Genomic DNA, 12,248 nt, shown 5'->3' with positions numbered 1-12,248 from the left:
GCCATGACCGGAACGGGGACGGCGACGGGCAGGCCGGGCAGGAGCGACGCCCTCGAGAACCTGGCCCGCGTGGGGCTGGTCGCCTACGGCGTGGTCCACCTGCTCGTGGCGTGGCTGGCGCTGCAGCTGGCCTGGGGCGGCGGCGGCCAGCCGGCCGACCAGTCCGGCGCGCTGGGCACCCTCGCCGAGACGCCGGTCGGCAAGCCGCTGCTGTGGGTGCTCGGCATCGGGCTGGTGGCGCTCGCGCTGTGGCAGGCCGCCGAGGTGCTGCGCTGGCGGTACGGCTGGTCGGCGTCGGGCGAGCTGCGCAAGAAGGCGGTCACCAGGTCGGTCAAGGCGCTGGCCAAGGCGGTCGTCTACGTCGTGCTGGCGGTGACCGCGTTCCGGTTCGCCACCGGCGCCGGCCAGTCGAGCGCGGCCCAGCAGCAGCAGACCGCGGCCGGCGTGTTCGGCTGGCCCGGCGGTCGGTGGCTGGTCGGCGTGGCCGGCCTGGTGGTCATCGGCATCGGCGTCCACCAGGTGCTCAAGGGCGTGAAGAAGAGCTTCGTCGACGAGATCGACCTCGCCTCCGCACCGCCGGCCGCCCGCCGCACGGTCACCCGCCTCGGCCAGGTCGGCTACCCGGCCAAGGGCGTCGCGTTCGGGGTGGTCGGCGCGCTGCTGGTCTACGCGGCGGTCACGTTCGACCCGGCGAAGGTCTCGGGCCTCGACGGCGCGCTGCGCACCATCCTCGAGGCCCCGTTCGGGAAGGCGCTGCTGACCCTGGTGGCCCTGGGCATCGCCGCGTTCGGGGTCTTCTGCTTCGTCCGGGCGCGCTACCCCGAGCGGACGTGACGGGGCCGTTCTCCCGCGTGCACCGGGCGGTCGCGGCCGCCCGGGAGGTCACCGACCACCCGGTGCTGGCGGCCGCCGCCCGCGTCGGGCTGGTCGCCTACGGGGTGGTGCACCTGCTCATCGGCTGGCTGACCTGGCGGGTCTCCCGCGGCGCGGCCGGCACCGACGCCGACCAGACCGGGGCGCTGGAGACGGTCGCCGGCACCCCCGGCGGGTCGGTGCTGCTGTGGGCGATCGGCCTGGGCCTGCTGGCGCTGGCGCTCTGGCAGGGGGGTGAGGTGCTGCTGTGGTGGCGCGGACTGCTCGACCGCGTGCACCGCACCCGCACCGCCGTCGTCTGCGCCAAGTGCCTGGCCAAGGCCTTCGTGTACGCCGTCCTCGGGGTCACCGCGCTGCTGTTCGCCGTCGGCGCCGAGTACGAGGCCGACGAGCGGCTGCGCGAGCTGACCGGCGAGACCCTCGAGGTGCCCGGCGGCGCGGTGGCGGTGGCGGTCGCGGCCACCGGCGTCGTCGCCGTGGGGCTGTACTCGCTGTGGCGCGGGGCCACCGGCGGCTTCATGAAGGACGTCGACCTGCCCGCCGCGCCCGACCGGTGGGAGCCGGTGATCGAGGCCGTCGGGCGGGTCGGGTACGTGGCGAAGGGCGTGGCGTTCGGCGTCGTCGGGGTGCTGCTGTGGCGCGCGGCGACGACGGCCGACGTCTCCACCGCCACCGGCCTAGACGGCGCGATGACCACGATCGGCCGCACCGGCGCGGGCCCGTGGCTGCTCACCGTCGTGGCGGCCGGGTTCGCGGCGTTCGGCGTCTACGCCCTGGCCCGCGCCCGCTACCCCGACCGCGACCCGTCGTCGTGACCGCGCACGTCCGCGGATCTGCACCGTGCAGATCCGCGGAAGTGCACGGGTTCAGGTGCGGGGGCCGCCGGCGACGTAGACGACCTGGCCGGAGACGAAGCCCGCGCCCTCGCTGACGAAGAACGAGACGGTGTGCGCGATGTCCTCGGGCACGCCGGCGCGGGCCACCGGGATCGCCGCGGCGCGCTCGGCCACGTACTCCTCCCAGTTCCGGCCGATCCGCTCGGCGGTCGCCTTGGTCATCTCGGTCTGGATGAAGCCCGGGGCGATGGCGTTGGCGGTGACGCCGAACTTGCCCAGCTCGATGGCGAGGGTCTTGGTGAAGCCCTGCAGCCCGGCCTTGGCGGTGGCGTAGTTGGCCTGGCCGCGGTTGCCCAGCGCCGAGGTCGAGGACAGGTTGACCACCCGGCCCCACTTGGCCTCGACCATGTGCTTCTGGCAGGCGCGGGTCATGAGGAACGAGCCGCGCAGGTGCACGTGCATGACCAGGTCCCAGTCGGCGTCGGTCATCTTGAACAGCAGGTTGTCGCGGGTGACGCCGGCGTTGTTGACCAGCACGACCGGCGGGCCGAGCTCCGCGGCGATCCGGTCGACGGCGGCCTGCACCTGCTCGGGGTCGCCGACGTCGGCCCCCACCCCCAGCGCGCGCCCGCCGGCGGCCTCGATCGCCTGGACGGTGCCCGCGGTGGAGGACTCGTCGAGGTCGAGCACGGCGACGGCGAAGCCGTCGGCGGCCAGGCGGAGCGCGGTGGCCGCGCCGATGCCGCGGGCGGCGCCCGTGACGATCGCGACGCGGGCGGGGGACTCGCTCATGGGGAGGTTCTCCTCGGGGTCGGGGGCTGCCGGCCGATCATGCCGGGCAGCCCCCGGACACGCCGGGCGGGGTGTGTTACACGCGCTCCAGGACGGCGGCCAGCCCCTGCCCGCCGCCGATGCACATCGTCTCCAGGCCGTAGCGGGCGCCGCGGCGGTCCATCTCGCGGGTCAGCGTCGCGAGGATCCGCCCGCCGGTGGCGCCGACCGGGTGGCCCAGCGAGATGCCCGAGCCGTTGACGTTCATCCGGTCGAAGTCGGACTCGGTGAAGCCCCACTCGCGGGTCACCGCCAGCACCTGGCTGGCGAAGGCCTCGTTGAGCTCGATGAGGTCGATGTCGGAGAGCTTGAGGCCGGCGAGGTCCAGCGCCTTCGCCGTCGCCGGGACCGGGCCGATGCCCATGGTCCGCGGCGGGACGCCGGCCACCGCCCAGGACACGACGCGGGCCAGCGGGCGCAGGCCGTGCTCGGCGGCCTTCTCCGGCGAGGTGACGACGCAGACCGCGGCGCCGTCGTTCTGGCCGCTGGCGTTGCCGGCGGTGACGGTGGCCTCGGGGTCGTCCTTGCCCATGATCGGGCGGAGCTTGGCGAGGGTCTCGACGTTCGAGTCGGGGCGGATGTGCTCGTCGCGGTCGACGACGGTGTCGCCCTTCCGGCCCTTGACCGTCACCGGGACGATCTCGTCGGCGAACCGGCCCTCCGCGGTGGCGGCGGCGGCGCGCTGGTGGCTGCGGACGGAGTACTCGTCCTGCTCCTCACGGCCGATCGAGTACTCCCGGCGCAGGTTCTCCGCGGTCTCGAGCATGCCGCCGGGCACGGGGTGGTTCACGCCGCCGGCGGTGACGCGGCCGCGGGCCAGGCCGTCCTGCAGCAGGACGCCGGGGCCGGCCTTGACGCCCCAGCGCATGGCGGTCGAGTAGAACGGCGCGTTGCTCATCGACTCGGCGCCGCCGGCCAGCACGACGTCGGCGGCGCCGGTCTGCACCTGCATCGCGGCGTACAGCACCGCCTGCAGGCCCGAGCCGCAGCGGCGGTCGACCTGGATGCCGCTCGCGGTCACCGGCAGGCCGGCGTCGAGGGCGGCGACGCGGCCGATCGCCGGCGCCTCCATGGTCGGGTAGCAGTGGCCGAGGACGACGTCGTCGACCGACTCCGGCGGCAGGCCGGTGCGCTCCATGAGCGCCCTGACGACGGTGGAGGCGAGGTCCTGCACGGGCACGTCCCGCAGCGACCCCCCGAAGCCCCCGACCGGGGTCCGCAGCGGCTCACAGATGACCGCGTCACGCACGGCGTCCTCCTCCTCGACTCGGCCCGCGGGCAGGCCCCGCACCGTCGCCGAGTGTGCTCCCCGGCGCGGTGCCGCGCGCAGCCAGGTCGGGGAGACGGCCCCCTCGCAGGGTCCCGTCGCGAGCTCGCGGGTGGCGGGGGGCGAGGGGGTCCTTCTCCTACGCGGCGCCGGCTCCCGCGCCGCGCTCGACCTGCTCGACGCCCAGGAGGTCCCACAGGCCGGTGACCTGCAGCGCCCGGACCACCGCCCGCGTGCCGACCAGCACCCGCAGCCGGGCGCCCTGCGCCTCGGCGGTGCGGTGCGCGACCGCCAGCGCGGACAGCCCGGCCGAGTCGAGGAAGGTCACGGCCTCCAGGTCCACGGTGACCACCCGCGGGTCCGCGGCGAAGGCGCCGTCGAGCTCCTGGCGGAGCAGCGGCGCGCTGGCGCAGTCGACCTCACCGGTGCACACGAGCCGGGTGACCCCGTCGAGGGAGGCGGTCTCGACGGTCAGCAGGTCGTCGGCGGAGCCCGAGGTCGTCGGGGGGTCTGAGGAGATGGTGGTCACGGTGCGCCTCTCGGTCGAGGGCGGGCCCGTGCGGAGGACAGCGGCTCGAGAGCCACACCACGGCGCGGAGTCCGGCACTGGCGGATCACGGCTGGATGTTGAACCGCAACCCGGACGGTAGGCGCGGGGCGGATGGGGCGCAAGGTCCGCCACGGGCTGTACACCGTGCCGCAACCGGCGTGTCGCCCGCGGCGCGCGGGGCCGTGACCAGGGACTCCGCGCCCGGGACGCCGGGGACGCCCCCCGCGCGCCGGGGCGGGGATACTGGAGGCGTGAACGCGCGACTGGTGCTGGCGGGCCTGATCTGGGCGGCGGTCTCGGTCGTGGCGTTCCTCGCCATCCCGGACGTCATCGTCGCGTCGGGACTGGTCATCTTCGGCGCCGTGCTGCTGCTGGTGCTGTTCATGGCCCGGGACTGGGACACGCACTCCTCCTTCGAGGAGCGGGAGATGCTCCGCGCGCGCCGGCGCAAGGACCGCTGGGAGCGCACCGCGGGCTCCCGCGCCCGCGACCGCGAGCGGTGGGAGGCCCACCAGGCGCGCAAGGCCGCCCGCTCGGCCGGCGCCGACGACGCCCCGCAGCGGTAGCCGCCGCCGGAAAGGACTCGACGGGCCGGGCCGGGTCTCCCTACCGTCGCCGCATGCGCTCCTGAGCCGACCGCCTCACCGCGACGTCCGCGTCCTGTGATCAGGACGCCCACGGGTCGAGCTGCCGCTCCCCGCTCCCTCCGCCCTCCCGGGCGCGCCCTCCCCTGGCTGCCGGCTGCCCGCGGCCGGTCCGACCTCCTCCCGGAGGCACCCGTGTCACGTCCCTCCCGTCCCCTGCCCGCCGCGGCCGCCGCCGCGCGCGGGGCCCTCTCCCCCGCGGACGCCGCCGCGTTCGAGCGGCTGGCCTCGGCCGTGCTCGCCTCGCCCGGCGCGGCGCTCGGCCCGGTCCTGCACGCCCAGCTCCCTGGCGTCGCCGGGGTCCGCTGGCTGCGGACCGCGGGGCTCGCCCCGACCGCCCGCGCCGGGTCCCTGTCCGCCGCCCACTGGTCGAAGGACCCCTCTGCCCCCCACCGCTCGCACGCTCGCGGTGGGCCCCTGCAGAGGGGCCGGAAGACAGGCGGCCGGACCTCCGCGCACGGGCACGCCCCGGGCGCCCAGGCCGTCCCCCGCTGGTTCTGACGTCCGCCGGCCGGGTCAGCCGACCGCGTCCTCCGCGGCGAGGTCGGCGGCCCGGCCGGGTTCGGCGAACGCCTCGGCCAGTGCCTGCCGCAGCGGCCAGGCACCGGCCCGCCAGGCCAGCGCCCGGCCGAGCGCGGCGGGGCTGCCGTCCACGTGGTCGACGCCGTCGCCGGGCCACCACGGCACCGGCCGACCGCCGGCCAGCAGCGGCTCGTGGACGGCGACCTCGCCGGTCAGCTCCGGCACGCCCAGCCGGGCGGCGGCCAGGCCGGCTCCCGGCACCGCCGCCCACGGCTGCCGGCGCACCGGGGTGCTGGTGACCTCTGCGCGCACCCGCTCACCGGCCAGCGGCAGGTCGAGCAGGTCGGCCACCGCCTCAGGCGCGCCGCCGGCCGGGACGAGCAGCGCGTCGACCAGCGGCTGCACCCACGGGACGTCGAGCACCACGACGGCCTGCCGCGCGGGGTCGGCGACCCGGTCCGGCGCCACCCGCACGCGGCGCGGCGGGTCGACGTCGACGCCGTCGAGCGCGCGCGCCAGCCGGGCGTGGACCGTGCGCAGCACCGGCGCCGGCACGGTGCGCGCGGGGTCGCCGAGCCGGTCGAGCAGGTCGAGGGCGGTGTCGACGTCGGCGAGGACGTCGTCGACGGTGGCCGGCAGCCGCAGCCGCCCGAGCACCGCCGGCGGCCCCTCGGCCGGGTCGTACAGCCTCTCCAGCTCGCGGCTGCCGGGTGCGCACAGCCGGTCGGGGCGCCGGCCGCCGAGCACCGGGTGGGTGCTCAGCCACCAGCGCAGGTACGAGGGCACCGCGGTGCCGTCGAGGACGACGTCGGCCCACGCCTGCTCCGGCGCGGCGGCCAGCAGCGGCAGCGCGCCGGCCCAGTCGGCGACCAGCTCCAGGTCCCGGACGGCGGTCAGCGGCGGCCACGCCGGCGGGGGTCCGCCGGGCGGCAGCCGGTCGAGGACGGCGTCGGCCCACGCGTCGGTGCGGTCGACGTCGAGGTCGTCGGGGTCCTCCGCGTGCACCAGCGCGAAGTCGGCGAGCACCCCCGCGGCCCGTAGCACGGCGGGGTCGTGCGCGGCGGCGAAGTCCGGGTCCAGCGTCCCGAGCGCGCCGTCGCGGAGGACGGCGGCCAGCGGCGCGCCGGGCAGCAGCAGCTCCCCTGCCGGCGCCCACGCGCCCTCGGCGTCGGGCAGCGCGAGCTCGGCCAGCCAGGGCAGCTCCCCCGGCGCGGTGCCCGCGGCGGCGACCAGCGCGAGCACGGCCTCGGCGAGCGCCGCGGGGTCGCCGTCGTCGAAGCCCTCCTCGACCGCGTCGACCGACTCCTCCACCGCGCCCCGCACGGCCGGGTCGGCGAGCACGACCGCGGCGGTCGCCGGGCGCGCGCCCAGCCGCTCCAGCAACCGCCGGGCGGCCGGGTCGGCGACGGCGGCGGGGTCGGCGACCCGCAGGTGCAGCGGGCCCAGCCGCGCCACCGGCAGGTCCTCGCCGGGCAGCAGCACTCCCGCCGGGCCGGGCGCGGTCCGCCCGTCGGCCAGCGGCACCGGCAGCGCGCCCAGCTCCTCGCGGTCGGCGCCGTCGAGGGCGGCGTAGAGCCGCGCCCACCAGTCCGCCGGCCGGCCGATCCCGGAGACGGCCTCCACCACCTGCGCGGGGCCGACCCGCCGCACGCCGAGGGCGGCCAGCGCGGGCGCCCCGTCGCGCCGGGACCAGCCCGCCGGCAGCAGCCCGGGCACGACCCCGGCGAGGACGGCGACCCGCTCATCGGGATCCTCGGTGAGGACCGCGGCCCGGTCCGGGGGCTGCCGGGCGCCGGGGTCGTCGGCGGCCGGCAGCCAGGCGGCGGCGCGCAGCCGGTCGAGGACGGCGGAGCCCAGGGCGGCGTCGAGCTCGGCGGCGGCCAGCCCGATGCGCGGCACCAGGCCCAGCACGGCGGGGTCGGCCGGGAGCCCGGTGACCAGGTCGGCGTAGGTGTCCGCGGCGACGTCGACCAGCGCGTCGGTGACCGGGCCCGGCGCCACGTGCCGGCGGTCGGGGCCGAGCGGGAACGGCGCGATCAGGCGCACCGGCAGCGACAGCGGCTCGTCGCTCGGGGTGGGGGCGTGCACCACCTGGCGCCCGCTCAGCGGCACCGGCCGGCCGTCGTCGTCGAGGGGCACCGCCCAGGTGACGTCGTAGCCGCGGCGGGCGCGCTCCTCGACCGGGCGGCCGGCCAGCAGCTCCGCGGGCAGCTCGCCGCTGCGGGTGGCCAGCCGCCAGGTGGTGGTGCGGTCGCCGTCGCGGACCCGGGCCAGCGGCGGGGTGCGCGTGCACGCCAGGGTGCGGACGGCGCCGTCGACGGCGACCTCGACCTCGGCGAGGCCCGGCAGCGCCAGCAGCAGCTCGGCCTCCAGCGCCTCGAGGGCGGTGCGGACGGCGGCCCGCGACCCGGCGCGCAGCGGCAGGACCACCTCGGTGGCGAAGCCGTCGGGCGGGGGTCCGTCGGCCGGCCACGGCAGCCGCAGCACCGGCACGGCGCCGTCGCGGCGGGCCAGCTCGCCCGCGAGCGCCGGGACGTCGGCCACCGCGGCGCGGGTGTGCGCCGCACTGAACCGCACGCCGCCGGTGGTGGAGTGGACGGCCGGTTCGTCACTGACGGCGAGGACGGCGGCGAAGCCGACGCCGAACCTGCCGACCGTGTGGAGCTGTGGCCCGCCGGAACCCACGGAGCGGCCGACGGTCCGCACCTCGTCGCGCTTGGCGGAGGCGCGGAGCGTGGCCAGGCCGCCCACCCCGGCGGCGTCCAGCGGGGCGCCGGTGTTGGCCGCGCGCAGCACCTCTCCCCCACCGCCCACCGTGGCCAGCTCCAGCCGCAGCCGCCCGGGCACGCCCGCGCGCACCGCGGCGTCGGCGGCGTTCTGCGCCAGCTCCACCAGCAGCCGGTCCCGGTAGCCGCCGCGGACCAGGTCCTCCTCGGCGTTGGCGTCCTCCCGGAAGCGCGCCGGGGAGTCGGTCCACGCGGCGAGCACGCGGCGGCGCAGCCCCGCGGTGTCGAAGGCGTCGGCCACGGGCGCCAGCATGGCAGCGCGCGGACTCCCCGGACGGGTCCCGGACCGGAGCTACGCGTCGGTAACTTGCGCAGGTAACCTGCGCCACATGTCGCTCGCCGAGCAGATGGACACGGTCACCCACGCCGCCGCGGGCACGGTCGACCGGCACGCCACCACCCAGATCTTCGAGTCGACGAACCCGGCCACCGGCGCCGTCGTCGGCGTCTTCCCGGTCCACGACGCCGACGCCGTCCGCGGGACCGTCGAGCGCGCCCGGCCGGCCGCCGCGCGCTGGGCCGGGCTCGGGTTCGACGGCCGCCGGCAGCGGCTGGCCGCCTACCGCGGCTACCTGGCCCGGCGGATGCACGAGCTGGCCGACCTGGTGCACCGGGAGAACGGCAAGCCGCACGCCGACGCCATCCTCGAGATCACCCTCGCCGTCGACCACCTGGCCTGGGCCGGGGCGCACGCGCGGAAGACGCTCGGCCCGCGGCGGGTGCCCGCCGGGATGCTCGCGGCCAACCACGCCGCCCACCTCGAGTACCAGCCGCTGGGCGTCGTCGGCGTCATCGGCCCGTGGAACTACCCGGTGTTCACGCCGATGGGCTCGATCGCCTACGCGCTGGCCGCCGGCAACGCCGTCGTCTTCAAGCCCTCGGAGTTCACCCCCGCCGTCGGCGCCTGGCTGGCCGCCGCGTGGCGCGCGGCCGTCCCCGACGTCGCCGACGCCTTCCAGGTGGTCACCGGGTTCGGCGAGACCGGCGCCGCGCTGTGCCGGGCCGGCGTGGACAAGCTGGCCTTCACCGGCTCCGGGCCCACCGGCCGCAAGGTCATGGCCGCCTGCGCCGAGACGCTCACCCCGGTGCTCCTGGAGCTCGGCGGCAAGGACGCGATGATCGTCGACGACGACGCCGACGTGGCCGCCGCCGCCGACGCCGCCGTGTGGGGCGGCATGAGCAACGCCGGGCAGACCTGCATCGGCATCGAGCGGGTCTACGCCACGGAGAAGGTGTACGACGCCTTCGTCGCCGAGGTCACCGAGCGGGTGCGCGCCCTGCGTCCCGGCTCCGACGACGAGGCCGCCTACGGCCCGATGACCATGGCGTCGCAGACCGACGTCGTGCGGCGGCACCTCGACGACGCGACGTCCTCCGGCGGCCGGGCGGTCCTCGGCGGCAGCGTGGACGGCGGCTTCGTGGCGCCGACGGTGCTGCTCGACGTGCCCGAGTCCTCGGCCGCGGTCCGCGAGGAGACCTTCGGGCCGACGCTGACCATCACCCGCGTGGCCGACGCCGAGGAGGCGCTGGAGCGCACCAACGCGACGTCGTACGGGCTGGCCGGCGCGGTGTTCTCCCGCTCGAAGGCGCGGGCGATGGACCTCGCGCGCCGGATGCGCAGCGGCATGACCAGCGTCAACTCGGTGCTGACCTTCGCCTCGATCCCGGCGCTGCCCTTCGGCGGCGTGGGCGAGAGCGGCTTCGGCCGGATCCACGGCGAGGACGGGCTCAAGGAGTTCACCCGCGCCAAGGCGATCACCCGCCAGAGGTACGCACTGCCGGTGAACCTCATGTCCTTCGCCCGCCCGCCGGCCGCGGCCGACGCGCTGGCCCGGGTCATGGGCATGGTCCACGGGCGGCACCGGTGAGCGGCGTGCGGGCCCCGGCACCAGGGGACCGCGCCGAGTACGACGTCGTCGTCGTCGGGGCGGGCTCGGCCGGCTGCGCGCTGGCCGCGCGGCTGACCGAGGACCCGTCGGTGCGGGTGCTCCTCCTGGAGGCCGGCGGCTCCGACGACGTCCTCGAGGTGCAGATCCCGGCGGCGCTGTACAAGGTCTGGCGCACCCGGCGGGACTGGAACTACACGACCGAGCCGCAGCCGGGCCTCGGCGGGCGCGGGCTGTTCTGGCCGCGCGGGAAGCTGCTGGGCGGGTCGTCGTCGATCAACGCGATGATCTACGTCCGCGGCGCGGCGGCCGACTACGACGAGTGGGCGCAGCTCACCGGTGACCCGTCGTGGTCCTACGAGGCGGTGCTGCCGCTGTTCCGCCGGATGGAGGACAACGCGCGCGGCGCCGACCGCTTCCACGGCGTCGGCGGGCCGCTGCGGGTGGAGGACCTGCGCTCGCCGCACCCGTGGACGCGCGCGGTGGTCGAGTCGGCGGTCGCGGCCGGATACCCGCGCAACGCCGACTTCAACGGCGCCGCCCAGGAGGGCGTGGGCCAGTACCAGGTGACGCAGAAGCGGGGCCGCCGCTGGTCGGCCGCCGACGCCTACCTGCGCCCGGCGCTGGGCCGGCCGAACCTCACCGTGCTCACCGGGGCGCTCACCACCCGGGTGCTGGTCTCGGGCGGGCGGGCCACCGGCGTCGAGTACCGGCGCGGCGGGCAGACGCACACCGCGCGCGCGGCCGGCGAGGTCGTGCTGTGCGGCGGCGCGGTGAACTCGCCGCAACTGCTGATGCTGTCGGGCATCGGGCCGGGCGCGCACCTGCGCGAGGTCGGCGTCGACGTCGTCCACGACCTGCCCGGCGTGGGCGGCGGGCTGCAGGACCACCCGCTGGTGCCGGTCATCTGGGACGTGCGCTCCGGGAAGTCGCTGTTCCGGGCGGAGTCGCCGTCGGGGTACGCGCAGTGGTTCGGCGCCCGGCGCGGGCCGCTGTCGTCGAACCTGGCCGAGGCGGGGCTGTTCACCCGCTCGCGGCCGGACCTCGACCAGCCCGACCTGCAGTACCACTTCCTGCCGGTCAAGTTCTGGCGGCAGGCGGAGGTCGACCCCGACGTCGACGCGTTCACCGCGGCCGCCGTCCTGGTGCACGTGCACTCGCGCGGCTCGGTGCGGCTGCGCTCGGCCGACCCGACGTGGGCCCCGGCCATCGACGCCGGCTACCTCACCGACGAGCGGGACCTCGACGCGCTGGTGACCGGCGTGGAGAAGGCCCGCGAGATCGCCTCGGTCGGGCCGCTGGCCTCCGTGCTGGCCGCGGAGTGGTCGCCGGGCGGCACGGTGCGCACGGCCGACGCGCTGCGGGCGAAGGTGCGGGAGACGCTGGAGTCGCTGTACCACCCGGTGTCGTCATGCCGGATGGGCACCGACGGCGACGCGGTGGTCGACCCGCAGCTGCGGGTGCACGGGCTGGACGGCCTGCGGGTGGTCGACGCCTCGGTGATGCCGACACTGGTCCGCGGCAACACGAACGCGCCGACGATCATGATCGCCGAGCGCGCCGCCGACCTCATGGCCGGCCGCACCGTCGACCCCGCCCTGGCCGCCACCACCGCCTGACGCCACTGCGCTCCGGAGGGGCTGGTCGCGGCCGGGTGTGCGGAGCATCCTCGGGGCCCGGCCGGGACCACGACGAGGAGGAGCCATGGCCCGCACGCCCCAGGAGGTCTTCGAGCACCACGTGGCCGCGATCGGCGCCGCCGACGTCGACGCGATCGCCGCGGACTACGCCGAGGACGCCGTCCTGATCACCCCGGACCAGGTCCTGCGCGGCCGCGACGGCGTCCGGCAGCTGTTCTCCACGCTGCTCGGCGAGCTCCCCGACGCGGCCTGGGAGGTCCCCACCCGGGTCTTCGAGGGCGACGTGCTGTTCATCGAGTGGAGCGCGGTGGCGGAGAAGGCCCGCGTGCTCGACGGCGTCGACACGTTCGTCTTCCGCGACGGCGAGATCCGGCTGCAGACCGTGCGGATGACCCTGGAGCGCCTGGACTGAC

At 77.1% G+C, this 12,248-nt stretch carries 11 protein-coding genes; 7 read left to right on the top strand and 4 right to left on the bottom strand.

Annotated features, from left to right (window positions below; genetic code table 11):
• Window positions 1–3 precede the first annotated feature (3 nt).
• Window positions 4–834, top strand: coding sequence for a DUF1206 domain-containing protein (locus ACI8AR_RS07965; RefSeq protein WP_457050525.1), 831 nt, complete (start codon window positions 4–6; stop codon window positions 832–834).
• Window positions 831–1,688, top strand: a complete 858-nt coding sequence (locus ACI8AR_RS07960) for a DUF1206 domain-containing protein (RefSeq protein ID WP_456937288.1) — start codon at window positions 831–833, stop codon at window positions 1,686–1,688. Before ACI8AR_RS07965 ends, ACI8AR_RS07960 begins: the two co-directional genes overlap by 4 nt.
• Before the next feature lie 51 nt (window positions 1,689–1,739).
• On the opposite strand, the gene fabG is transcribed toward ACI8AR_RS07960, so the two are convergent.
• From fabG to ACI8AR_RS07945, 3 genes are all read right to left on the bottom strand, one after another.
• Window positions 1,740–2,501, bottom strand: a complete 762-nt coding sequence (gene fabG, locus ACI8AR_RS07955; RefSeq protein ID WP_457050524.1) for a 3-oxoacyl-ACP reductase FabG — start codon at window positions 2,499–2,501, stop codon at window positions 1,740–1,742.
• Between the two features lie 76 nt (window positions 2,502–2,577).
• Window positions 2,578–3,789 (bottom strand): acetyl-CoA C-acetyltransferase, encoded by a 1,212-nt coding sequence (locus ACI8AR_RS07950; protein WP_457050523.1) that lies wholly within the window; start codon window positions 3,787–3,789, stop codon window positions 2,578–2,580.
• A gap of 157 nt (window positions 3,790–3,946) precedes the next feature.
• The gene (locus ACI8AR_RS07945; RefSeq protein ID WP_457050522.1) at window positions 3,947–4,336 is read right to left on the bottom strand and encodes an STAS domain-containing protein; all 390 of its coding nucleotides are present in this window, start codon (window positions 4,334–4,336) and stop codon (window positions 3,947–3,949) included.
• Window positions 4,337–4,608: 272 nt separating this feature from the next.
• Here ACI8AR_RS07945 and ACI8AR_RS07940 point away from each other — a divergent pair, with 272 nt between their 5' ends.
• Both ACI8AR_RS07940 and ACI8AR_RS07935 read left to right on the top strand, forming a co-directional pair.
• Complete coding sequence (locus tag ACI8AR_RS07940; RefSeq protein ID WP_456937292.1) at window positions 4,609–4,923, top strand: hypothetical protein; 315 nt, start codon at window positions 4,609–4,611, stop codon at window positions 4,921–4,923.
• Between the two features lie 213 nt (window positions 4,924–5,136).
• A complete protein-coding gene (locus tag ACI8AR_RS07935; RefSeq protein ID WP_457050521.1) occupies window positions 5,137–5,502 on the top strand; it encodes a hypothetical protein in 366 nt (121 codons plus the stop codon).
• A 15-nt stretch (window positions 5,503–5,517) separates the two neighbouring features.
• Here ACI8AR_RS07935 and ACI8AR_RS07930 read toward each other — a convergent pair whose 3' ends face one another.
• On the bottom strand, window positions 5,518–8,550 hold the full coding sequence (locus ACI8AR_RS07930; protein WP_457050520.1) for a sacsin N-terminal ATP-binding-like domain-containing protein: 3,033 nt from the start codon (window positions 8,548–8,550) through the stop codon (window positions 5,518–5,520).
• Window positions 8,551–8,638: 88 nt separating this feature from the next.
• On the opposite strand from ACI8AR_RS07930, the gene ACI8AR_RS07925 reads away from it, so the two are divergent.
• The 3 genes from ACI8AR_RS07925 (at window position 8,639) to ACI8AR_RS07915 (ending at window position 12,247) form a co-directional block, all read left to right on the top strand.
• Window positions 8,639–10,177: an aldehyde dehydrogenase family protein gene (locus ACI8AR_RS07925; protein ID WP_457050519.1), complete on the top strand. Its 1,539-nt coding sequence runs from the start codon at window positions 8,639–8,641 to the stop codon at window positions 10,175–10,177.
• Window positions 10,174–11,814, top strand: coding sequence for a GMC family oxidoreductase (locus ACI8AR_RS07920; RefSeq protein ID WP_457050518.1), 1,641 nt, complete (start codon window positions 10,174–10,176; stop codon window positions 11,812–11,814). The genes ACI8AR_RS07925 and ACI8AR_RS07920 overlap by 4 nt, the downstream gene beginning before the upstream one ends.
• A gap of 85 nt (window positions 11,815–11,899) precedes the next feature.
• Window positions 11,900–12,247, top strand: coding sequence for a nuclear transport factor 2 family protein (locus ACI8AR_RS07915; protein WP_457050517.1), 348 nt, complete (start codon window positions 11,900–11,902; stop codon window positions 12,245–12,247).
• The last annotated feature ends 1 nt before the right edge of the window (window position 12,248 follow it).

This window comes from Geodermatophilus sp. SYSU D01036, from assembly GCF_054050435.1.
Note: the sequence above shows the minus strand (reverse complement) of the source record. Positions and strands in the feature narration are given on the sequence as shown.

Excerpts from the sequence above, each read along its gene's own strand:
- ACI8AR_RS07965 (WP_457050525.1), top strand. The coding sequence starts at position 4 with ATGACCGGAACGGGGACGGCGACGGGCAGGCCGGGCAGGAGCGACGCC.
- fabG (WP_457050524.1), bottom strand. The coding sequence starts at position 2,501 with ATGAGCGAGTCCCCCGCCCGCGTCGCGATCGTCACGGGCGCCGCCCGC.
- ACI8AR_RS07925 (WP_457050519.1), top strand. The coding sequence starts at position 8,639 with ATGTCGCTCGCCGAGCAGATGGACACGGTCACCCACGCCGCCGCGGGC.
- ACI8AR_RS07915 (WP_457050517.1), top strand. The coding sequence starts at position 11,900 with ATGGCCCGCACGCCCCAGGAGGTCTTCGAGCACCACGTGGCCGCGATC.